This window comes from Kitasatospora sp. NPDC059646 (assembly GCF_042734615.1).
GTDB lineage: Bacteria > Actinomycetota > Actinomycetes > Streptomycetales > Streptomycetaceae > Kitasatospora.
In genome coordinates, this window is the sequence record NZ_JBHWDS010000021.1 from 1 (window position 1) to 21298 (window position 21298).

Here is a 21298-nt window from a genome sequence, read left to right on the forward strand (position 1 = left end):
GGCCCCGAGAATGAACGACTCCGCCAAGTACCGCACCCGGCCACCATACGGCTCACCCGAGCCGCAGGGCTTGACGATCAATAGGAGCATCAGCGCCCGGCTCAGCCCAGCCGGTCGAGCAGCTCCCGGCCCGCCGGAGTGCGTGCCGCACGCACCGACCGTCCCGGGCCGTGGAGAGCAGCCCGGCCTCGCGGAGCGCGGCGGCCCGGCGGCTCGCTGCGGACGGCGACAGGTGCAGCGCGTCCGCCAGTTGACGGGTCGACAGCGGCGACCTGAGCGCGGCCAGCACCGCGCACCGGCCCGGCCCGAGGAACCGGCGCAGGCCGGGCGGGCCGCCCGGGGCCGCGGGTGGGGCGGTGAGCCAGGACGCCGCCGGGAGCAGCGGGTAGGCCAGGACCGGGGGGAGCAGCGGGTCGGCGAGCACGGCGGTGCGCGTCCCGAAGAACGACGGAAGGAGCGTCAGGGGCCGCCCCCGGACGTGGACGTCCGCGTCCACGGCGCACCGCACGTGCAGCACTCCCCCGCACCAGCGGACGCCGTGCGGCCGGTAGCTGGCCATCAGCCCCTCGACCCCGCGGTCGAGCGCGGCCCGCGCCCGCACCGCCCGGTCGGCGGCGACGGCCGCGGCGATCTGCCGGGCGAACGGGGCGACGGCGATCTCGTGGTAGCGGCGGACGAGTTCGCGCGCGCCGCCGCCCGCGGCCGACGGAGCGGGCCGGCCGTCGACCGGGAACGCCGACGCGAGCGCCCGCACCGCACGCGCCAGGCCCGCCCGGTGGAGGTGCCGCCGCACCGTGCGCCGCCAGGGTTCGAACGAGGCCGGGAGGTCGCGGGCGCCGAGCAGGTGCAGGCTGCACGCGACGTCCCACAGCGCGGGGGCGGCGGGGGCCACCCGGATCCTCGTGGCGTCGTCCCCGGAGAAATGGATTCTGAGCATTCCGCCCACGCCCCCGTCCGTACCCGCGCCGGCGTGCCGGCGTACCGCGATGCACGCTTCCGGTCCGCCTGCGGCACCTTTGCAGTATTGCGCAACGGCCGCCGCCCGCAAGGGATTTCCCGGCATTCTGGATGCCGGGCCGGCCGCCCGCCGAAAGGGCGGGGGCCGGCCGTGGAACGGCACCGCCCGAATCGAAGGGGGAACACATGAAACCGAGGCGGGCACTTCTCGCGGCGTTCACCTGCCTGCTGGCACTCGGCGGCGTGCTGACGGTCGGCACCGGCACGGCGAGCGCGGCCACCTGCGGAAAGCGGTACAACGTCGACATCCCCGGCGGCAGGTCCTCGTACCTGATCCAGTGCGGCCCCACCACCACCCGGGTCTCGGGCTGGCTGGAGGACACCTCGGCCGACGGCAAGTGCGTGCAGGTCCGGATCTGGTGGCCTGCCCACGAATCGTTCACGTACACCGACCGGGCCTGTCCCAAGGGAACCCGCGTCACCTTCGAACACAACGGCCGCACCGGCCGGACGCCGCCGAGCGTCACCACTTACACCATCGGCTGACGTCCGTTCGACCCCCCGGGGTGGAATCCGACGAATTCCGGTTCCACCCCGCCACATTCATATCCTGCGACAATCATCTCGCCCCCGACGCGGATTCCCCCACCACGTCACCCCCACCACCGATCCGGGCCCGACCCGCCGTCAGGACGCGGCCAATCTCAGCGTTCCGGCCCCCGAACGCGTCGGCGACGCCCCGGAGCGGGACCCTGAGTTCCTCGTGGTCCCACCCGGCGACCGGAATGCACTCCGGCCGGAACCGGGACTCGTCGTCCCCCGGTGCGAGCTCTTCCTGCCCAGCCACCGACAGGCCGACCGCACAGATTCCCAGAGCCGGGGGCGCGAACTCCCCAGCCAGAAGCCCGCCCGGACTCCGGGAACCACCAACGGCGGCCCACCCGAACCCCGCCTCCACCTCCGCGATCCGTCCCGGTTCCGCCACTGCGCCGGCCGGAGCCCGCCGGGTGCCGGCGGACGTCAGCCACGCGTCGATCCGATCCCTCGCCCCACCCCTGCCACCCGCCATCGACGCCATGGTCCGCAGCTCCCCGGCCGGGGGCTCAGTTCGGGCTACTCCTCCCGCAGGCCGCAGGCGAACGGAAACGCGGTCAGGAACTCCCGCCGCCCGGGGTCCGGCTCGGTCTCGGCCAGGTCCGCGACCACCGCCAGGAGGCGGTCGATCTGGTCCGGGGGCAGCCGGCTGAGCAACCAGGCCACGTTCTCCGTCATCTTCACGGCGGTGTCGGGGTCCACCTCCTCGTCGTCGCAGGTGTCGAGGAACCGGAGCACGTCGAGGACGATTCCGGCGAGGGCGGGTACCAGCGGGTCGGTGTCGATCACCGGGACACGCTATCCGGCCGCGACGACAGAGCCGCCGATGCGCCGTCAACAGGTGGCCCGCACAGACCGTTGGGCAACCCCGGGGGCGCGTCCCGCGATGGCGGGGCGGCGATCACGGACCCACTGACCGGTGCCCCCACCGACCGGGCGTCCGCGCTTCCGGCCGCCTCCGACGAGATGCTCGCCCCGCATCCCGTCGGACACGGACCGGTGTGACACCCGCCGCCGCCACCCGGCGCTGCGCGCCGCCATGGCCCGGATCGACGCCCCGCAGCCGCAGCACCGGGTGCTCGACCACGTGGCGTACCGGGCCGCGCCGTCGAGCCGCCGGCCGACGTCCCGCACGAACACGGCCGGGCCGGCTGCGCCGGATGCTCGCCGACCCAGCCCGGGGAACCCTCCGGAACCCGGCACCGTCGAAGAGGCCCGACTACCCCTCCTCCTCCGGCAGTTCCTTCTCGCCGGAGTCGACCGCGGCGATGAACTCGACCTCGACCACCGCCGCGTCCACGATGTCCACGGGGATGGTCACGTCGATGAAGTCCGCGTCGATGTCGACCTCGATCGCGTTGACGTCGATGGTGTCGACGTCCACGGCGTCGATGTCGACGTCGACCACGTCGAGATCGGTGAACGTGGGGACGAACTTCAGTTCGGTGGGGGCGAGTCGGGCGAGCGTCGACGGCGTCCGGAAGGTGCGGGCGAGGGCCGTCCGGGCCCGGTCCACCGCGGTGGACCGCTCGGCGAGGGCCAGCGACCGTCCCAGTTCGACGGCCGTTCCGGCGAGGGACACGCAGGTGGCGTGGGCCCGCCAGGCGAGCAGCGGGCTCAGTTCCGCGAGCGCCGCCTGCTCCGGCGCGCCGTCGGCGGACCCGATGGCGCGGATCTTCATCATCCTGGGGTCGGCCGCGCTGTTCCACAGCCGTCCGACGAAGGCCTGCCCGGGCCGCTTCTGGAAGACCACGCCGCCGGACCAGCCGGGCTCCGCGCTGGTCCATCCGAGCACCCCGTCGGCGTAGCCGAACCGCTGGACCGGCTTCCCGTCGCACTCGACGGTGGCACCGCGTCCCTCGCCGTCGTCGGCCCGCACGGTGACCACCGGGCCGTCGACCCACCGGCCGGCGTCACCGACCAGCGCCGTCCGGTACGTGCCGTACCAGGTGGACAGCGGATCTGCCGCGCCCCGGGCGGCGACCGACTCCGGGTCGAACACGCCGACCTTGCCGAAGGCGTTCTCGGCGGCGGGGCGGGCGCTGCCGTACCACACGCGTCCGTGGCAGTACGGGCCGACGTAACTCGCGTCCGCCGCACCGGCCTGCGGCGCGGACGCGAGGGCGAACTCCAGCGCTCCCGACGACGGGTTGCCGGCGTCCTCGCTCCAGGACAGCACCCCGTCGGCGAGGCGGGCGCCCTGGAGTTCCGCCCCGTCCAGTTCGATCCGGGTTCCGCCGACGAACAGCGTCCGGCCGGGTTCGCCGTCCACCACCAGGTGGTAGCCGCCGGCCCACAGCGCCCGCCCGGTCCCGAGCCGGGTGAACGCCTCGCCGATCGCGGTCACGTCGGTGTCGTATCCCCAGTGCGCCAGCGCCTGCCGGGCCGCCTCGGCGGGTTCGGCCGCCGACGACGCCTCCACCAGCAGCCGGGTGTACTCGGCCGCGGTCTCGACGTCGGTGACCAGGCTCAGTGCGAACCCGGCCGCCACCTCGTCCTCGGTGCGGTGGAACCCCTCCCGGATCCGTCCGGCGTGCCCGGTCCGCAGCGCGGTCCGCTCGTCGGCCCGCAGCGGGGTCCGCGACAGCAGGGCGCGCTCCGGGTCGTCCTTGTACTGCTCGATCTTCGCGGGATCGACGGAGAGGTCGCGGATCGCCTCGTAGAACGCCCGCGAGGGACGGGACTTGCGGTAGTCGCGCGGCACCTGGTGCCGGTCGAGCAGGGCGACGAACCGCTCGTCGTACTCGGTGTACGGCTCGTCGAACGGCGCGAACGGCCCGGCCAGTGCCGAGCCGGAGCGCAGCGCGCCCTCCGGCTGCGGCTGGGTCGCCACCTTCAGCCCCAGCGCCTTCGCCGTCTCCAGGTCCATCGGCCGCTCGGCGACCGGCGGGACGTAGAAGGTGCTGATGCCCGTCACCCGCCTGCTGTTCTCCGGTTCCAGGAGCTCGGACAGCTTCACCCGGTGGACCACCGGGTCGGCGATCGCGTACTGCGAGGCGATGTAGTTGACGATCTCGTGGTCGGGCCCGTACGCGTCCTGCAGGTAGGCGACCAGCGCGCCGAGGTGCGTGTTCGGGAACCCGGCGAACCGGAAGCCGGTGTCGCCGACGCTGCCCACCTGGAGCAGCACCACGTGACTGTCCGTCAGCAACTGCCGCTTGCGCAGCAGGAGGTCGGTCGCCTCGATGATCTGGCAGCCCGGGCGCGACGGGTCGATCCCGAGGTCGGAGAACAGGCAGTCCAGCGCGGAGACCGCCGGCAGCATGAACGCGGCGTGCCCCTCCTGCCGGGCGATCGCGATCGCCCGGTGCGACGGATTGACGAACACCCCGGGGTGCCCGTAGAAGACGCCGACGACGTTCAGCCCCTCGCGCAGCGGCCGCAGCATCGTCTCGGCCATCTGCACGTACGTGATCCGCCGCGGCTTGTCGTTGTCGTAGAGCGTGTACAGGTCGACGGCGTCCGGCTGCTGGTCGAGGATCCACTGCTCCGTGGTCGGGTCGGAGACGCAGTAGAACACCCGGTCAGCCCACCGGAGGTACTCCTGCGACTCCAGGGTGAACTGTCCGATGGCCCGGATGCCCGAGCCCATCAACACCAGCGTTCCCGGCCGCCGCCCGGGTGCCGGCGTACTGCGGAGCTGTCCTTCGGTCATGAGCTCTCCCACTGCGATCAGGCCCGCCCGCACCCCGGGCACGACACTCGGCCCCTGCCCCGCAATGTAGTTCGCCCGCCCGCACCCCCGACCGGGCCCGCTTCCCGCAGGACCCGAGTCCCCTCGTTCGGCCCAGGACGGCCGCTTCCGTCACGCCTGCGCGTGCAGTACCGCCTCGGCGAGCTGCCGCACCCGGTCCATGGTGATGCCCGTCCGCTGCTCGACGGCCAGCGGATGGTCGGTCGGCTCCAGCTCGACGGTCGGCCGCAGGCCCACGGCACGGGTGTGCACCATGGTCTTCAGGTTGATCGTCGTCGGCTGGTACGGGAACAGCTCCGTCGACAGCCACCCGAAGTACGCGGGCTCCGCCTCCCGCGCGGGGTTCTCCCACATCTCGTTCGCCCGCCGGAAGTTCCGCTCGCTGAGCGAGACCCACACGCCCCAGGAGAACACCTCGTCGTGCCCGATGACGGGCAGTTCGATCAGCCCCCGGACGAAGAACGCCTCGCCCCGGATCACGCACTGGTCGGACGTCAGCTCGCACTTCTTCGCCCGCTCCATCCCGGGCTCCCAGAAGGCGGGCGCAGGGCTGGAGAAGTTCATCGGGGTCTCTGCGTGGCGTTCGCCGCAGCACGCACAGGTGAATCCGGGGTCGGTCGACATGGTGGCAGACACTACCGCCCTGGTCCGACGGGCCGGGCAGGCGGTGGTCGATCTTGACAGTGAGCGGCCTCCGGGTGGGATCGTGGCCCATGTTCACGACGCCCGACCGGCCGCTCGACGTCCTTGCCGCCTTCCCCGAACTCGCCTCCCGCGCCCGGCGCGCGACCCGGCTGCACCCTCGCCGGGGGATCCCCGCCCCGGGGGCGAGTTCCGTGGCGGGGCCGCTGCTGTGGCCGGAGGACGAGCCGTGGCCGACCTGCGGGCTGGCGCACGTGGTGGAGGTCGAGCGGCCGGCGACGCCCGAGGACCGGGAGGACGCCCGGCGTTCGGCCGAACAGGCCGCCGCCGCGCTCGCCCGGATCAACGCGACGTTCGAGCAGGCCATGGAGCCGTTCTCCGCGGAGGCGGCCGATCCCGGCTCCGCCCTGGCCGCCTTCACGGCCCACTGGTACGACACCCAGCGCACCGTCCTGTCCGCGCCGCAGGAGCAGGACCGGACGACCGTCACGACCGAGGAACTGGTGACGCCCGAGCAGCCGGTGCCCCTGCTGCCGGTCGTGCAGTTGCACGCCGCCGACATACCGGAGACGCCGTTCCCGGACAGCGCCGACCTGGTCCAGCTCCTGTGGTGCCCGCTCCCCCACCGCAGTGCGCCCGGGTTGCTCTCCCGCTCCCCCGGACCGGCTCCGCTCGTCGTCTGGCGGGCCGCCGCCGCGCTCTCACGGTCCGTCGGCGCGCGGCCGCCGGTCGGCGCACTCGACGGCTTCGTCCTGGAGCAGTGCGTCGTGCGTCCCGAAGGCGTCACCGAGTTCCCCTGCGCCGATGCCCTCCCGGAGCCGCTGCGCTCACGCGTCCTGGCGTGGGACGAGGCACAGGAGGCGGGCTCCGGCCCGACCTACCGCCGCGACCTCTCGGTGGCTCCCGGCATGAAGACCGGCGGCTGGCCGGTCGGCCCCCGCCGGGTCCAGTGCGACTGCGGGTCCGGAATGGGCCTGTTCCTGACCATCCCCGACGACGGGGACGGCGCGCACAGCTGGACTCCCCTCGAAGAGCGCGCGCGCACGGCCCGGCACGGCCACGACCCGGAGTTCGACGGCCCGACCGGCTTCGACGGGGCCTGGGACGAGCTCGTCGTGTTCCTCTGCGAGCGGGATCCGCGGCACCAGGTCCGCCTGGTCGTCGAGTAGCCCGCACTGTCGGACCCGGTGCGTACGGTGCCCCGATGACGACCCGAGAGATGCCCGCGCAGCGACGCGCCCTGGACGCGGCGGCGGCCGACGCCGCGTCGGCGGCCGCCGAGTTCGACGACGCCTGCCGCTGGTTCGCCGCCGAGCGGGCCCGTGGGTGGGTCGAGCCGCTGGCGGCGGAGGTCTGGGTGTTCGACCTGGAGCTGAGCCGTGTCCTGATGGTGCGGCACCGCCACCGCGGCTGGGTGCCGCCGGGCGGGGCGGTCGAGCCGGGCGAGACTCCGCGCGAGGGCGCCGCCCGCGAGCTCCGCGAGGAGACCGGCCTCGCCGTGCGGCTGCTGGCGCGCCCGGCCGCCGCCACCGTCCGCTGCTACCTCCCCGGCCTGCCGCCGACCCTCGGGGTTTCGTACGTCGCCCTGGTCGACGCGGCCGTGCCGCTCGCGCCCGAGCACGGCCAACCGGCGGCGTGGCTCCCGCTGGACCGCCCGTGGGCCAGCTGCTTCCCCGCCGACCGCGCCCGGATGCGCGCCCACGCCGCCCACCTCGCCGCTGCGCGGTGACCAACCCCTGTCGGTCGGACTTGAACTGTGTCACCGTCAGGTTCTGATCTTGTAACAGCGCAGGGCGTTCCGGACCGCGCCCCTAGCCTGGCCTGCATGAGCCTGACAGTTTCTGATGTCGCCGCCGCCGGTGCGGCCTGGGTGTGGATGCCGCCGGACGCCGAGGTCGTGAAGACCGAGGAGTACACCTTCCTCCGGCTGCCCGACTACATCGACTTCGACCTCTCGGTGGTCTCGTTCACGCCGACTCGCCCGACCCGCCAGGTCGTCGACGAGCTGGTGGAGCGGGCCCGCGCCTTCGGTCCGCCGATCCTGGACTGGCAGGTGCTGCTCGGCGCCCCGGCCGACCTGGAGGCCGACCTGGCCGCGCGCGGCGCCACGGTGAAGCTGGTGCTGGAGATCATGGCGGCCGACCTGAGCCACGGCGTCCCCGAACTCCCCCGGCCCACTGTGGACGTGTCGCTGCGCTGGGCCGCCGACGCCACCACCGCCCGGGACGGCGTGACGATCGAAGCCGCCGCCTTCCACGGCGACGTTCCGCCGGACGACCGGATCGAGGCTCTCGCCGCCCGGAACGCGACCTCCGTCCCGGCCGGCGGCGGCGGCCTGGTCGTCGCGTACGTCGACGGCGAACCCGTCGGCACCGGCGGCGTGCAGGTCGTGGACGGCGTCGCCCGGCTGACAGGCGGGGTGGTGGTGCCGGAGTGGCGCAAGCGCGGGGTGTACCGGGCGCTGCTCGACGCCCGGTTGACCTACGCGGTGGGCCACGGCGCGACGATGGCCCTGGTCAAGGCGAATCCGACCACCTCCGGCCCGATCCTGCTCACCTCCGGCTTCACCTCGTACGGCCCGGAGCCGGTGTACGCCGTCCCGCTGCACGAGGACCGCGCCGCCTCCTGACGACGCCGCCCCACCCCGACCTGACGGGCCGTCACAGGCGGCGGGCCCTCAGCACCCCGGTCAGCATCGGGAGGACGAACCCGCCGGAGGCCGTCTCCGCCCGGCCCGCCAGGTAGTCGCGGGTCCGGGCGAGCCGCGCCTCCCGCTCCTCCTCGGGCTTGAGTACGGATACTCTGGCGCCCCGTGCATCGCATACGGAAGGATGCAGGTCGGGGGGACGGGCCGCCCGGGGCCCGCCACTGGCTTTTCCTTGGGAGCACGCGCCGTGAGACGACCCGTCCTGGTCCTGGCCGCCGTCACGCTCACCGCCGCCGGCGCGCTGACCGCCTGCGGCAGCACGCACGCGGGGAGCACCGGCGCGAAGGCGCAGCCGGACCCGCAGGCGTCGGCGAGCATCAGCAGGATCCAGCAGGAGGCGGAGGAGCGCCGGCAGCGCGAACTCGCCGAGGCGGACCGGAAGTTCCCCCAGGTGGCGAAGGCCTGCGCGAAGGCGTCCACGGCCGTGCCCACCCCGGCGCCGACCGCCGGGTCCGGCGAGTCCGGCGGCTCGAACCCGGAGAACCCGAAGTACGCCGAGAACCACGCCTTCCGGCAGATGGTGCTGCTGACGGACAGTCAGCGCTGCCGGGGCGAGGCCCACGCGGCCCGGATCACGGCGGCCGCCGCCCGCGAGACGCCCACCGACGAGGCCCAGGGCCGCGCACTGATGACCCGGCTCGACTACCCCGGGGCCACGCTGTCCGCCGCTGCCGACGGCGTCCACTTCACCCTCGCCGTCCCGGGCTCCGGCGGCTGCCTGACCGGCATCCTCTCCGGCGCGGGCCGCATCGACGTTCACGGCGCCTACCTGGAAGGCGGCTGCGAGTACCCGCGCGGCGGCCACTGACCCCGCTCCGGACGGCCGGCCCGCGCCGCGACCCCGGGCCGCCCTCCCCGGAGACCCGCGGCGGTCCGACTCCCGTGCGCACCTGTTCTCCCCTGGTCCGAGCAGCCCGTGGCGGAGGCACGCCGCCGGTCTCTGCACGGCCGTCACGGTGACCGGACAATTGGGGTGCGGGCACCAGGTGGGGCGGGCAGGATGACGCGATGACGAACGAGGTTCTGCTGCACACGACGCGGCGCCGTTGGGAGGCGCTGGCGGGCGCACCGGCGGCCTTCCCGGAGCCCGGCCGGGCGGCCGTCGTGGTCTCGCCGCGCTCCGGACTCTGCCCACCGGGATGGCTCGGCCTGGTGACGCTCGGCGGCTCCGTCCTGGCCACCGCGCCGGACGAACGCCGGGCCCGCCTGCTGCGGGCCGCACTCCGCGAGCACCCGGCGGACCTGGCCGGGGACGCCGAGCGCTTGCGTCCCCTCCTCCCGATCGGCGACCTGCTCGGCCCGGCAACACTCTCCTACCTCGCCCCCGACGCCCTCCTGCCGCACCTCGGCACCGTCCACCAACTCCCCGGCGACGACCCCGGATTGCGCGACCTGGAGCAACGCACGGGCGTCGCGGACGCCGAGGAGTCCGGACTCGCGGGCCTCACCTCGCCGGTCTTCGCGGTCCTCGCCGAGGACGGCCGGGTCCTCGCCGCCTGCGGCTACCGCACCTGGCCGTTCGGAATCGCGCATCTCGGTGTCCTCACCGACCCGGCCCACCGCGCTCGCGGCCTCGCCCGCCGCGCCGCGTCCCCCGCAGCCCGGCACGCCCTCGCCGCCGGCCTCCTACCCCAATGGCGGGCCCGCATCCCGGCCTCCCGCCGAGTCGCCGCCCGCCTCGGCTTCCGCGAGCTCGGCACCCAACTGTCCCTCTTCATCCGCTGATCGTTGTCCCGTCACATCCGGATGACAGCACTTCGGCACCTCCGAGATCATTCACGGGACGGCCCTTGGCTCGCCGACCCGATGCCACCGTTCGTGTCAAGGGTCAGGAAGCCTTCCTTGAGGAGACGTTGAGCGAACTCAAGGCGCTGATGGGTGGTGAGATCGGGGATTTCGGAGACAGCGAATGGTTGTCCGGCGGCGACGAAGTCCAGCGCCGAGCGCAGCTCGGTCCCAAAGCTCAGGGTCTTGCGGTGAAAGACCAATCGGATCCGGCCGTTGTGCGGAGCGATGCCATGGGCGAGGTGAGGTCGTGCGACGAGCCGGCTGGACATGGTGAGGTCCTCGGCGGCGGCGATGTCCGTCAGTTGGCGGGGCCGGGAGGCAGGCCGGCCGTTGAGGTAACGCTCGTCCAACGTGTGCAGGCCTTCGACGAGACCGGCTCGCATGGTAGAGGCGAGGTGCTCAGTCATCGTCTGCAGCATCGGGTGAGCAACACTTTCTGCAGGTGTACCCACGGGTTTGGTCCGGTGGAATCCGACCGGCAAGGCGTGCCGCGCCTGCTCGTCGTCGGCGAGGCGTGCCACCGCATGCCGTGCGGCTGCCTCGATCAGGTCGTACCACCGGTGCACGTTGATTCCGAAGGCGAGATGCAGCGAAATCTCGTCGGTGGTAATCGCCTCATGGAGGACGCCCCTGGGCACGTAGAGGGTGTCGCCCGGGTGCAGGACGTGCCGGCCCAGCAGTCTGCCCGGCCCAACGCGAGGATCTTCACGACCGTAGATCCGCCCAGCGGTGTCGGAGTTGAGGGGCAGTGTCCGGTCGGCTTCCCACAGGCCCCACTCCTTGCTCCCGCTGATCTGGGTGACCAGCACATCGGTCATGTCGAAGTGCGGGGGGATGTTCACCGCATTGGGCGGTGAGAGGAATGCCGTGGTGTGCACAGGGAAACCCGCATCGATCTCCAACTGTTTGCTGCAGTCGGTCACTGTCGGCCAGGTGCGCTCGACGCCGAGCACATTGACGGTCGCCCCGGCCTCGTACAGTTCGATGAGCCGGCCCCGATCGACGATCCGCTCGTGGACCTCGCGGCCGTAGGCCCAGCGACTGGCGAACTCCTCTTGGGGTATCTGCCGACCGGAGAGAAAGACACGCACGTTCGGATGCCACAGGTCTCCCCGGGCAAGCAGTGCGTCGAGGGAGTCGAAGGAAAACAGTTCGGCGAAGTAGTCGGGCTGACCGCGCCCGACGAACAGCGGCCGCCTTTCCCAGTAGTCGCGCAGGAAGTCCCCCCGCGGAATGGGATCGATCAGGAATTCCAGCGCGTTGCGCGGTGGGGTGCTCACGACTGCCACTCCTTGCCGAGCGTGCACAGGCCGAGTTGCACCAACCTGCGGGTCAGGTCGAGCCGCTCGGCGTCGGTGAGATCACTTGACAGGTCACCGGCGGTGAACGACTGCGCGGCGACGACGTGGCGAATGGCCGGGGCGAACCGTATGTCGAATTCGACCGCAGTGGAACCCACGGTGAGCGTGATGGTGCTTTCGGTCGCCGAAATCCGGTAGACCGTGTCCGACCGTACGAACACCGGCTGGTCCAGGGTGAGTTCGGAGGCCCGCTGGACGTCCAGGAAACGCCCCCGCCACGAGGGTGCGATGTAGGACACCAGCCGGGACCGCATCAGCTCCTCACCGGAGGCCAGGTCAAGACCGCTGAGGAAGTCGTCGACGAGCTTCGCGTAGTGATCGGACAACTTTCGGTCCGGTGGGCCGAAGGGGACTCTGCCGTACGGAAGGGACTCGCGGTACTCCACGACGTCCCGCAGTTTCACCAGATGATCGGAGATGACAGCCTCAGCGAGATCGGCCCACCGGTAGACCATGACACTGACCGTGACATGCAACGATCGGTGCCGGTCCGTCGTCACCTCGTGAATGTAACCGCGCGGAAGGTAAAGCGAGTCGCCCGCGCGAAGCTCCACGTCGATTAACGGCTGCTTCTCCTCGGTCTGCGCCTGCACAGCACTGGGCTCGTATACGTCCTCGCTCATCCGCATGGGCAGTCGCTTGACGGGCTCCCACACCCGCCACCTCTTTGACCCTTGCACCTGGAGCACGAAAACGTCGTGGGTGTCGTAGTGCACCGGGGCGCCTCGTGCGTGCGGGGGCGTCAAGTACGCGTGTGCTTGAGTCGGGAAGCCGAAAGCCAACTCGAAGTCACGGCAGAACTGCTGGAACTTCGGCCACCAGCGCTCCATTGCTTGCAGCACGATCGTGGCGCCGTTGGCGTGGTGCTGATACACAGCGTCCAGATCCGCCAGACCACTGTCCAGATCGGGACCGAGCTGGCGAGACGTGGTGGTCATGCCGACGGGGAGCGGCGCGCCGTCGTCGAAGATTCGAAAGTACGGGTGCCGCAGGCCAGTACCCGCGATGATCGCGTCGAACTCGTCCATGTCGACTATGTCGGCGAACTCGGCCGAGCCATTGCGGACCGTCAGCAGCGGTGCGCGTTGCCAGTAGTTCGCGAGGAAGTCCTCGACCGACAACGGTTGGACACTGCGTGCCAGCGCGTTTTCGCGCGCCTCATAGTCATGCGGCCGTACCGCGGCCATGCCGCCTCCCTGATGTCATCTAGAGCAGCAAGCGGCACGGACTAGCTGTCCCGGGTGACGTCGATCTGCCCGGCATCCCGCGCGATGTCAATCTGCCCGGCATCCCGGGTGACGTCGATCTGCCCGGCATCCCGCGCGATGTCAATCTGCCCGGCATCCCGCGTGACGTCGATCTGCCCGGCGTCCCGCGCGATGTCAATCTGTCCGGCATCCCGGGTGACGTCGATCTGCCCGGCATCCCGCGTGATGCCGATGTGGATCCTCTCCCGGGTGATGTCGATGTGGACCTCCCGCGCGATGTCGATCTGGCCGGCGTCCCGCGTGACGTCGATCTGGCCGGCGTCCCGCGCGATGTCGATCTGCCCGGCGTCCCGCGTGACGTCGATCTGCCCGGCATCCCGCGCGATGTCAATCTGTCCGGCATCCCGCGTGACGTCGATCTGCCCGGCGTCCCGCGCGATGTCAATCTGCCCGGCGTCCCGCGTGACGTCGATCTGCCCGGCGTCCCGCGCGATGTCAATCTGGCCGGCGTCCCGCGTGACGTCGATCTGGCCAGCATCGCGGGAGATGTCTATCTGTCCGGCGTCCCGCGTGATGTCTATCTGTCCGGCATCCCGGGTGACGTCGATGGGCTCTTCTTGATGATTGGTCATCAGAGCACCTCCAACCCGATACCAGCACATTACGTCTAAAAGCGACTTCTCGCCATCCGGCTCCGGGAAGTGCCGGCCGGCCACTGTACGAAACCAAGCTTCCCGGCTACGCACCGATGAATGTATTTCCGGAGACCCTCATAATGGTCCGCAGAAATGACACCTTGGAACAGGTGACCGCGGCGAGGGCCGACTGCTGCCGCTCCCCGTACGTGCGGGACGATCCACAAGCGCCTGCGGAGTCTTCGCCGCTGCACTGCTGCGGGATGACCATCCACATGCCGCCGCCCCTTGGCATGTTCACAGCGTCGCTAGCGCCTCGACTGCCACTGTGAGTGAAGGCCGTCGGCTGCAGAACCGGCCCGCGGTCGAAAATGAATCGTGCCGGCACGGCGACTCTCCGCTTGCCTGACACGCCAATTCCCAAAAGGTGGGAATTCACCTATACCCGAACCGCTGAAATTGGGTCATTTCCGAGTAGCCCACGCCTGGAGTCTCAGGTCAATGAGACTGCTCTCGCATGCGCGGGGGTCGGCCGTACCACTGCAAGGAGGACGGCCCAATATCGAGGCCGTCCCCGCCTGAGCATTCGACCCTCGGATCGGCAGGTGACCCTGGTGCAGGCACTGGCCATCTCCACCGGGCATCGCAGGAAAATCCGAAGGCGGGAACGCGATGATCATGCCGAACACGCGTTTCTACCGCGGCAGCAAGTCCGATCTGCCGATCCCCGACGGTGGGAGCCACTGGTTCAAGCAGAATGAGATCCACCAGAGCACGCATGCCCACGGATGCCCGGCGTTCCGGCCGTGGCACCGCGAAATCGTCAACGGTTCGAGGACTCGATCTGCGAGATCGACCTCCCAGCTCTCGCTGCCCTACTGGGACTGCACCGAGGATCCGGAACCGCTCACCATCCCCGACCTCATGGGCACCGCACGCGGCTCACCGGAGGCCCCCGGCTTCTACGACCCGCACCCGTCCAAGAACCGCGACACCACCCTCAGCCCGGCCGACCCGCCCACCGCGATCACACGACAGGTCGCCGTCAGCGGCCCACTGGTCCAGCCCGCCGTCGATCAGGACATGCCCGCGCGGACGGGTTCTGTCGCCCGCTGTCCGTGATCGTTACGCCGGGGCAGCGGGCCGACTGCACCCGGTTCGTGCCGGTGCTGGAGAAGATCCGCGTCCCCCGGATCGGGTCGGGCAGGCCCCGCAAGAAGCCCGAGAGCGTCGCTGCCGATAGGGCCTACAGCAACGGTCCTTGCCGTGAGTACCTGCGGCGGCGCGGCAGCCGCCACACGATCCCGGAGGAGGCCGACAGCCAGGCCGCCCGCCTGCGCAAGGGATCGCGAGGCGGGCGGCCATCGGGGTTCGACGAGGATCGGTACAAGAAGCGCTTCACCGTCGAGCGGGCCATCAACAGGCTGGAGAACTCCCGCGCCGTCACGACCCGTTACGGGAAAGGCGCGGTTACGTCGTCCTCGGCACCGTCACCGCGGCTGCCCTCGCCATCCGGCTTCGAACCTGACCGCGTGCCACGGGGGCTCGGGCATTGTGGCGCCCGGGGCCAGCACCAAGTCCGCTGCCGTGAGGAAGTCTTCAAGGCTGATGATGCCGCTGTCGGTGCCATCGTCCCGTTCGGTCAGGAGTCCCGACACAATCACGGCCGCCGCCCTCCTCATCCAGCTCCGCTCATGATCGGGCGGACAGAGCTCAGACGCAGTTGTACCAGAAGCTGAAGGTGGTCGATCCCGGGGAGACCGGGGTGCCACCCCACCACCAGCAGCCGTTGCCCTTGGCGACCCAGCCGGTCGAGGCGTACTGGGAGTACCAGCCGTAGTCGTTCGCCGCGTCGGGACCGCCGACCTGCTTCGTGATGGCCGCCTTCGTCCAGGCATAGCCGCCGGTCTGGTTCCAGGTGTTGACGCAGAGGCTGCTGCCGTCGTAGGACCGGATCAGGCGGGAGCTCATGCCGTTGTAGGTATTCGTGATGAGAACGTTCCCATCGCAGTACCCGGCGGCGTGGGCCGAGGTCGGCAGACCCAGCAGCAGCGCAGAGCTCATCGCCGCTGCCGCACCGAGCCCGGCCAAGCGCCGTATCGTGGTCGTGGCCATAACCATTCCCCCTTCGTCAGAGGTGGAGAACGGGGCGGCCTTGGCCGCTACTCGCCGGCCGACCATCCCCCCGTCGTCGCCCATTCACCCCCATGGTGGGGCGTCCACCGCGTGGTGAGGAATCTAGTGGGTGGCGACCGCCCGACAGACCGCTCGAACCGGTCGTACACCTGCACCTCTCATTCCGTCAGAAATGGCTGCTCAAGGGGGAGTTGGCGGCTATGGGTTGCCGTGCGCCGAGTGTTTTCTTCGTATGGATGCCATGCTGGCGAAGCGTTCGGCCCGGGCGGCGCGAGGGAGGGTGCTATGGCCGGTTCGGTGCTTGCCGGGCCGGGGTTGGCAGTGTTCAGGGCCACCTCGCCGTCACCCCGCTCGACGCTGGGTTCGGCGGGGCGGGGTCTCCCCGTCGCGTGTGAGGTGCCGGGGCCCGCCGTCGCGGTGGGGCTGTCGCTGTCGTTCACCGGCGGGCTCCCTGGCAACGCTCGTCCGGCACCGGGGAATGGCCGATGGCCGTCTCCGGGTCGGCCGGCTCACGGATGCTTGTCGCAGGTTGGCGGCCCTGCCGAAACCACGGGACAAGATTTCAAGTGATCGGTCGGACAGTTCCGACAGTTCCCAGCTCGCACGCGACGCCGACCGATTGACAATCTCTCAGGACCCGACGACGGACTTTCGGGCCTCACCTCGCCGGCCTCCGTACGCCTCACCGGGGACGGCCGGGTGCTCACCGCCTGCGACTGCCGCACCTGGCCGCTCGGAATCGCGCACCTCGCCCCCGCCGCTCGGCACACCCTCACCGCCGGCCTCCAGACCCAGTGGCGGGCCCGCATCCCAACGTCGCGCCGAGCCACCGATCACCTCGGTCACGCAAGCCCGGCACCCAACTACTGCGGGGCGGAAGGCGATTGATGACGGCTCAGGCCCCGACGACGCCGACGTGGACCTGGTGGTGCACCGGTTCGTCGATCTCGTCGAGCAGCGCGAGCGCCAGGTCGGCATGTGTGACCCGCCCAGCGGGGTCGGCGCCCCGGACCGTGTAGCCGCCGCGGGCTGCGGTGGTGTGCTCGAAGTCGCCGGCGGGGCTGACGATCAGCCAGTCCAGCGCGGTCGTGGAGGTGCGGAGGACGGCCGCGCCTGCGGCGTGGGCGCGGGAGAACGCACGGAACTCCGGCGGGAACCCTGGGGCGTCCATCAGCGGGGTACCGGGGGCGATCTCCAGGGTGGCGGCCAGTCCGACGGCGATCAGGCGGCCGACGCCCGCCCGTTCCAGTCCGCCGACCAGGGCGTGCGCTGCGGCGGCGAAGAACGCTTCCGGCCGGACGCCCGCGTCGTACGCGGCCGCGATCGCGGCCTCGTGCCCCGCCGCCAGCCGGGCGATCCTCTCGGCGTCGGTGACGTCACCGGCCGCCACCCGCACCCTCTCGCCGCCCAACTCCGGGTACCTGTCGGGGTTCCGGACCACGGCGGTGACGTGGTGCCCTCGCCGGGCGGCCTCCTCGACGGCCGCCCGTCCGGTCCGTCCGCCCGCGCCGAAAACGATGATCCTGCTCATCCGGGGTACCGCCTCGTCTCTCTCGGTGTCGATCTGTCCGAAAGGTAGTCACCGGCGTGGTTACCGCTGGGATACCGCCGGGACGCCGGACTACGGTGGTCCGGTGCGCGAACCCCTGGACCCCGAGATGTTCGACCCGGTCTGCCCCTCCGAGCTGATGCCGATCCGGGTGGGCGACAAGTGGGCCGGAATGATCATCCAGTGCCTGGAGGGCGGCCCCCGCCGCTTCTCCGAACTCCGCGTCCCGCTGCGGACGGTCACGCCCAAGGTGCTCACCGCCTCCCTCCGCTCCCTCGAACGCGACGGCTTCGTCACCCGCACCGTCCGTCCCGGCCCCGCCCGCCACGTCGAGTACGAGCTGACCCCCCTCGGCCGCACCCTCCTCGGCCCCCTCTCCACCGCCCGCGCCTGGGCCGAGGCCCACCTGCCTCAACTCCTCGACGCCCGCGAAGCGGCGGACCGCCCCGACTGACCGCACCGCGGCGGTCGCCTCCGGACGGGAACCGGCCGGAGACGGCACCGCGCCTCCCCTGGTGCGGGGTGCGTCAGCGCTGCGCCGACACCAGCAGTGCGGCGTGCGGCAGCGCCAACTGACCGTTGTCGTCCAGGAATTCTGCCGCAAGGCGGTCGAACTCCCGGCGGATCCCGAACTGCACGGCCGGCTCCTGGTGGTGCAGCAGTTCGCCGAGGAAGGCGACGCCGCTCGCCGGACCGGCCCACCAGGCGTCGGCGGTGGTGCGGTGGCTCCAGGACAGGACGCGGCCGCAGGCCGACCGCAGGCCGGAGGCGGTGAGCAGGGCGGTGAGGGCGCCGAGGTCCGTGACGGCGACGAGGGCGGCGGGCGGCGGCGGGAAGTCGGCGGGCCGGACGGCTCCGGCGGCCTCGAAGGCGCGGCCGAGCAGGGACTGTCCGGGCGGCGCCGGGGCGGCCCAGGTCGTGAGGGCGAGCCGGCCGCCGGGTCGGAGCACCCGGCGGAGTTCGGCGAGGGCCGCCTCCGGCCGTCCGACGTGGTTGAGGACGAAATTGCCCACGACGCAGTCGAACGCGCCGTCGGCGAAGGGGAGTTCGGGGAGCGTCGCAGCCCGCACCTCGGCGTCGGGCGCTGCCCGGCTCGCCTCGGCCAGCATGCTCGGTTCGGCGTCCACCGCCACCACGCGGGCCCCCCGCGCGCAGGCCGCCGCCGCGGCGGTGCCCGTGCCGGTGCCGACGTCCAGCACGGTGCTGCCGGGCCGGACGCCGCCGGCGTCGAGCAGCTCGGGCACGGGGTGGGCGCACAGGCGGGCGAAGCTCGCGGCGTAGGCGGCGGCCCGGCCGGACCAGATCCGCCGCTCCAGCGCCTCGAACGCGCCGACGCCGTCCGCCTCCTGCACGTCCGTCACTTGGCCTCCCCGCCGTCCACCTTGGCGAGGAACCCGGCCAGGTTCTGCCGCAGGCGGTCGATCCGCTGGTCCTGCGTCAGCGATTCGTGGATCTTGGTGCCGGTCTCGCGCAGGCCGCGGACGTACAGCGAGCAGGCGAGGTCGCTGCACACGTAGGCGCCGACGGAGTTGCCCTGGCGCCCGGCGGGGCCGGCCAGCGGCGCGACCAGCAGGGAGACGCCGCCGGTGTGGGTGGTGACGCACAGGGAGCAGATGCTTCGCCGGGCCTGCCGGCCCGCGGCGGCGGAGCTGCGCAGGACGACGGCCCGCGCGCGGCCGTCGAGGACGGTGACCAGGTAGGCGCGGTCGGGGGCCTGCGGGTCGCGCCAGCCGAGGAAGTCGAGCTCGCCCCACGGCTGCTCGGCGAGCTCGCGCGGCAGGTTCAGTCGTTTCGCCTCGCCCTTGGAGCAGTTCAGGAACGCGGCGCGGATCTCGGCTTCGGTCAACTCTCGCACGAAACGCCACGCTAATTTGCCTAAGTCGTTTAGGCAAATGGATAATCTGACCGAGCGGTGCAACAGAACGATCGAGGAGCGGGAGGCGGGTCCGGGTGGCGCGTGCAGGTCTGTCGGCGGAGGTCCTCACCAGGGCGGGCGCGGAGCTGGCCGACCAGGTGGGCTTCGAGCAGGTCACGGTGACGGAGCTGGCCCGGCGCTTCGACGTGAAGGTGGCCAGCCTGTATTCGCACGTCAAGAGCTCGCAGGACCTCAAGGTGCGGATCGCCCTGCTGGCGCTGGCCGAGCTCGCCGACCGGGCCGGCGACGCGATCGCCGGACGGGCGGGGCGCGACGCGCTGGCGGCCTTCGCCGAGGCGTACCGCGGCTACGCCCGCGAGCACCCGGGGCGCTACCAGGCCACCCGGCTGCGGCTCGACCCGGAGACCGCCGCGGCCGGCTCGGCTCCCAGGCACGCCCAGCTGACCAGGGCCATCCTGCGCGGCTACCACTTGCCGGAGCCGGACCAGACGCACGCGGTGCGGCTGCTCGGCGGGGCGTTCCACGGCTACATCGAACTGGAGGCCGCCGGCGGCTTCGCCCACACCCCGGTCGACCCGCAGGAGTCCTGGGACTGGATCGTCGACTCCCTGGACGCCCTGCTCCGCGCCCGCGCCGCTCACTGACCGCCGCCCCACCGACCGATCCCGAGCCGCCGATCGCGAGCCGCCGAGGCCGCAGAGGCCGCGGACCGGCAGCCGGCCGACCTGGCGGGACCGACGTCAGACGGACCGGCCGCCGGCCGGCAGAACCGGCCGGCGGCCGACGAAGGACCCTGACGCCCCGTCACGCGCCTTCGCGCACCGGCAGCTTCCACCCGGGCCGCGGGTAGTGGCAGGTGTAGCCGTTGGGGTAGTGCTGCAGGTAGTCCTGGTGCTCGGGCTCGGCCTCCCAGAAGTCGCCCAGCGGGGTGACCTCGGTGACCACCTTGCCCGGCCACAGGCCGCTCGCGTCGACGTCGGCGATGGTGTCCAGCGCGGTGGCGCGCTGCTGCTCGTCGCCGTAGAAGATCGCGGAGCGGTAGCTGCTGCCGATGTCGTTGCCCTGCCGGTCCACGGTGCTCGGGTCGTGGATCTGGAAGAAGTACTCGAGCAGCGTGCGGTAGCTGATCCGCTCCGGGTCGTAGACGATCTCCAGCGCCTCCGCGTGGCCGGGGTGGTTGCGGTACGTGGCGTGCGCGTTCTCGCCGCCGGTGTAGCCGGTGCGGGTCGACTGGACGCCGGGGAGTTTGCGGATCAGCTCCTGCATTCCCCAGAAGCAGCCGCCGGCCAGGACAGCCCGGTCCGTGGTCATCTCGTTCTCACTCCTCGCATGGGACGTCCGCACTCCTGGTGCGGTGCGTGGCCCCTCCGCGCGACGCCGCCCGGCGGGGACCATCCGGTCCAACCTCCGCCGGGCGCGCGGTGTTCCCGGAGGTCTCAGGACGCCAGCCCGTCCAGCACCTGCGCGCCGGGCAGGGCGGCCAGTGCCGCGCCGGGCAGGATCAGCTTGCCGCGCCGGCGGCCGCTGCCGATCAGCACCCACGGGGTGGCGGCGACGGCGGCGTCGATCAGCAGCGGCCAGTGCGCGGGCAGGCCGACGGGGGTGATGCCGCCGTACTCCATGCCGCTCTCGCCGACCGCGGTGTCCATCGGCGCGAACGAGGCCTTGCGCGCGCCGAGGTGGCCGCGCACCGTCCTGTTGACGTCGAGCCGGGTGGTGGCCAGCACGACGCCGGCGGCGAGCGTGGTCTCGCCGCCCCGCTTGGCGGCGACCACCACGCAGTTCGCGGACGCCTCGACGGGGACGTCGTACGCGGCGCAGAACACGGCGGTGTCGGCGAGTTCCGGGTCGGTGTCCACGTACCGTACGGCGCGGGCGAGTTCGGTGTCCCAGTCGTTGAGGAGCGCGGCGACCGGCCCGGCCAGCTCGGCGACGCAGTCGACCGCCCGCCGCACGTCCGGGAAGTTTCCGAACGGGGCCGTCACCCGTCCGTCGGCGGAGTTCGAAACGGGGGCAGCCGTCCGGTCCGGCGCAGCCTGTTCAGTCATGGCCCCACCCTAACGAACCGGCCCGCCCGCTCCCGGCTGGCCCGTTGGGGTGACCACGGCCGGTGTCGCAGCCGGGCGGCGCGCCCGGGCCCCTATCGTCGTG

At 72.0% G+C, this 21298-nt stretch carries 24 protein-coding genes; 10 read left to right on the forward strand and 14 right to left on the reverse strand.

The window, feature by feature from the left end; all coding sequences use genetic code 11:
* Positions 1–52: 52 nt before the first annotated feature.
* Entirely contained in the window at positions 53–937 is an 885-nt protein-coding gene (locus ACFV1L_RS17105; RefSeq protein ID WP_380366608.1) for an ArsR family transcriptional regulator, read from the reverse strand.
* A gap of 206 nt (positions 938–1143) precedes the next feature.
* On the opposite strand from ACFV1L_RS17105, the gene ACFV1L_RS17110 reads away from it, so the two are divergent.
* Positions 1144–1503 (forward strand): hypothetical protein, encoded by a 360-nt coding sequence (locus ACFV1L_RS17110; RefSeq protein ID WP_380366609.1) that lies wholly within the window; start codon positions 1144–1146, stop codon positions 1501–1503.
* 73 nt (positions 1504–1576) lie between these two features.
* On the opposite strand, the gene ACFV1L_RS17115 is transcribed toward ACFV1L_RS17110, so the two are convergent.
* The 4 genes from ACFV1L_RS17115 to ACFV1L_RS17130 form a co-directional block, all read right to left on the reverse strand.
* On the reverse strand, positions 1577–2035 hold the full coding sequence (locus ACFV1L_RS17115; RefSeq protein ID WP_380366611.1) for a hypothetical protein: 459 nt from the start codon (positions 2033–2035) through the stop codon (positions 1577–1579).
* 35 nt (positions 2036–2070) lie between these two features.
* On the reverse strand, positions 2071–2340 hold the full coding sequence (locus ACFV1L_RS17120; RefSeq protein WP_380366612.1) for a hypothetical protein: 270 nt from the start codon (positions 2338–2340) through the stop codon (positions 2071–2073).
* Positions 2341–2770: 430 nt separating this feature from the next.
* Entirely contained in the window at positions 2771–5143 is a 2373-nt protein-coding gene (locus tag ACFV1L_RS17125) for an SAM-dependent methyltransferase (RefSeq protein WP_380366613.1), read from the reverse strand.
* 213 nt (positions 5144–5356) lie between these two features.
* Positions 5357–5869: a DUF2199 domain-containing protein gene (locus ACFV1L_RS17130; protein WP_380366614.1), complete on the reverse strand. Its 513-nt coding sequence runs from the start codon at positions 5867–5869 to the stop codon at positions 5357–5359.
* An 89-nt stretch (positions 5870–5958) separates the two neighbouring features.
* Here ACFV1L_RS17130 and ACFV1L_RS17135 point away from each other — a divergent pair, with 89 nt between their 5' ends.
* From ACFV1L_RS17135 to ACFV1L_RS17155, 5 genes are all read left to right on the forward strand, one after another.
* Complete coding sequence (locus ACFV1L_RS17135; protein ID WP_380366616.1) at positions 5959–7056, forward strand: hypothetical protein; 1098 nt, start codon at positions 5959–5961, stop codon at positions 7054–7056.
* A 35-nt stretch (positions 7057–7091) separates the two neighbouring features.
* The gene (locus ACFV1L_RS17140) at positions 7092–7616 is read left to right on the forward strand and encodes an NUDIX domain-containing protein (protein ID WP_380366618.1); all 525 of its coding nucleotides are present in this window, start codon (positions 7092–7094) and stop codon (positions 7614–7616) included.
* Positions 7617–7712: 96 nt separating this feature from the next.
* A complete protein-coding gene (locus ACFV1L_RS17145) occupies positions 7713–8516 on the forward strand; it encodes a GNAT family N-acetyltransferase (RefSeq protein ID WP_380366619.1) in 804 nt (267 codons plus the stop codon).
* 265 nt (positions 8517–8781) lie between these two features.
* Complete coding sequence (locus ACFV1L_RS17150; RefSeq protein ID WP_380366621.1) at positions 8782–9402, forward strand: hypothetical protein; 621 nt, start codon at positions 8782–8784, stop codon at positions 9400–9402.
* 200 nt (positions 9403–9602) lie between these two features.
* Positions 9603–10319 (forward strand): GNAT family N-acetyltransferase, encoded by a 717-nt coding sequence (locus ACFV1L_RS17155; RefSeq protein WP_380366622.1) that lies wholly within the window; start codon positions 9603–9605, stop codon positions 10317–10319.
* Positions 10320–10366: 47 nt separating this feature from the next.
* Here ACFV1L_RS17155 and ACFV1L_RS17160 read toward each other — a convergent pair whose 3' ends face one another.
* From ACFV1L_RS17160 to ACFV1L_RS17170, 3 genes are read right to left on the reverse strand one after another with little or no spacing between them, the layout of a single operon-like run.
* The gene (locus tag ACFV1L_RS17160; RefSeq protein ID WP_380366624.1) at positions 10367–11662 is read right to left on the reverse strand and encodes a JmjC domain-containing protein; all 1296 of its coding nucleotides are present in this window, start codon (positions 11660–11662) and stop codon (positions 10367–10369) included.
* Positions 11659–12930: a cupin domain-containing protein gene (locus ACFV1L_RS17165; RefSeq protein ID WP_380366626.1), complete on the reverse strand. Its 1272-nt coding sequence runs from the start codon at positions 12928–12930 to the stop codon at positions 11659–11661. The genes ACFV1L_RS17160 and ACFV1L_RS17165 overlap by 4 nt, the downstream gene beginning before the upstream one ends.
* Positions 12931–12971: 41 nt before the next feature.
* A complete protein-coding gene (locus ACFV1L_RS17170; RefSeq protein WP_380366627.1) occupies positions 12972–13583 on the reverse strand; it encodes a hypothetical protein in 612 nt (203 codons plus the stop codon).
* Positions 13584–14258: 675 nt separating this feature from the next.
* Between ACFV1L_RS17170 and ACFV1L_RS17175 the strand changes: the two genes are divergently transcribed.
* Positions 14259–14708, forward strand: a complete 450-nt coding sequence (locus tag ACFV1L_RS17175) for a tyrosinase family protein (RefSeq protein ID WP_380366628.1) — start codon at positions 14259–14261, stop codon at positions 14706–14708.
* Entirely contained in the window at positions 14705–15325 is a 621-nt protein-coding gene (locus tag ACFV1L_RS17180; RefSeq protein ID WP_380366630.1) for a transposase, read from the forward strand. The genes ACFV1L_RS17175 and ACFV1L_RS17180 overlap by 4 nt, the downstream gene beginning before the upstream one ends.
* On the opposite strand, the gene ACFV1L_RS17185 is transcribed toward ACFV1L_RS17180, so the two are convergent.
* Positions 15300–15557 carry a hypothetical protein gene (locus tag ACFV1L_RS17185; protein ID WP_380366631.1) on the reverse strand — a complete coding sequence of 86 codons (258 nt, stop codon included), beginning with the start codon at positions 15555–15557 and terminating at the stop codon, positions 15300–15302. The two genes, ACFV1L_RS17180 and ACFV1L_RS17185, sit on opposite strands and share 26 nt — an antisense overlap.
* A gap of 1060 nt (positions 15558–16617) precedes the next feature.
* Positions 16618–17253: an NAD(P)-dependent oxidoreductase gene (locus ACFV1L_RS17190; RefSeq protein ID WP_380366632.1), complete on the reverse strand. Its 636-nt coding sequence runs from the start codon at positions 17251–17253 to the stop codon at positions 16618–16620.
* 103 nt (positions 17254–17356) lie between these two features.
* Here ACFV1L_RS17190 and ACFV1L_RS17195 point away from each other — a divergent pair, with 103 nt between their 5' ends.
* On the forward strand, positions 17357–17725 hold the full coding sequence (locus ACFV1L_RS17195; protein WP_380366633.1) for a winged helix-turn-helix transcriptional regulator: 369 nt from the start codon (positions 17357–17359) through the stop codon (positions 17723–17725).
* A 73-nt stretch (positions 17726–17798) separates the two neighbouring features.
* Here the strand turns inward: ACFV1L_RS17195 and ACFV1L_RS17200 are convergent, their stop codons facing one another.
* On the reverse strand, positions 17799–18632 hold the full coding sequence (locus ACFV1L_RS17200; RefSeq protein ID WP_380366634.1) for a class I SAM-dependent methyltransferase: 834 nt from the start codon (positions 18630–18632) through the stop codon (positions 17799–17801).
* Entirely contained in the window at positions 18629–19126 is a 498-nt protein-coding gene (locus ACFV1L_RS17205; RefSeq protein WP_380366635.1) for an FBP domain-containing protein, read from the reverse strand. The genes ACFV1L_RS17200 and ACFV1L_RS17205 overlap by 4 nt, the downstream gene beginning before the upstream one ends.
* 95 nt (positions 19127–19221) lie before the next feature.
* Here ACFV1L_RS17205 and ACFV1L_RS17210 point away from each other — a divergent pair, with 95 nt between their 5' ends.
* Positions 19222–19791, forward strand: a complete 570-nt coding sequence (locus tag ACFV1L_RS17210; RefSeq protein WP_380366637.1) for a TetR/AcrR family transcriptional regulator — start codon at positions 19222–19224, stop codon at positions 19789–19791.
* Between the two features lie 160 nt (positions 19792–19951).
* Here ACFV1L_RS17210 and msrA read toward each other — a convergent pair whose 3' ends face one another.
* Together msrA and ACFV1L_RS17220 are read right to left on the reverse strand one after the other, a co-directional pair.
* Positions 19952–20458, reverse strand: a complete 507-nt coding sequence (msrA, locus tag ACFV1L_RS17215) for a peptide-methionine (S)-S-oxide reductase MsrA (protein WP_380366639.1) — start codon at positions 20456–20458, stop codon at positions 19952–19954.
* A gap of 125 nt (positions 20459–20583) precedes the next feature.
* Positions 20584–21132: a YbaK/EbsC family protein gene (locus ACFV1L_RS17220; protein WP_380366792.1), complete on the reverse strand. Its 549-nt coding sequence runs from the start codon at positions 21130–21132 to the stop codon at positions 20584–20586.
* Positions 21133–21298 lie beyond the last annotated feature (166 nt).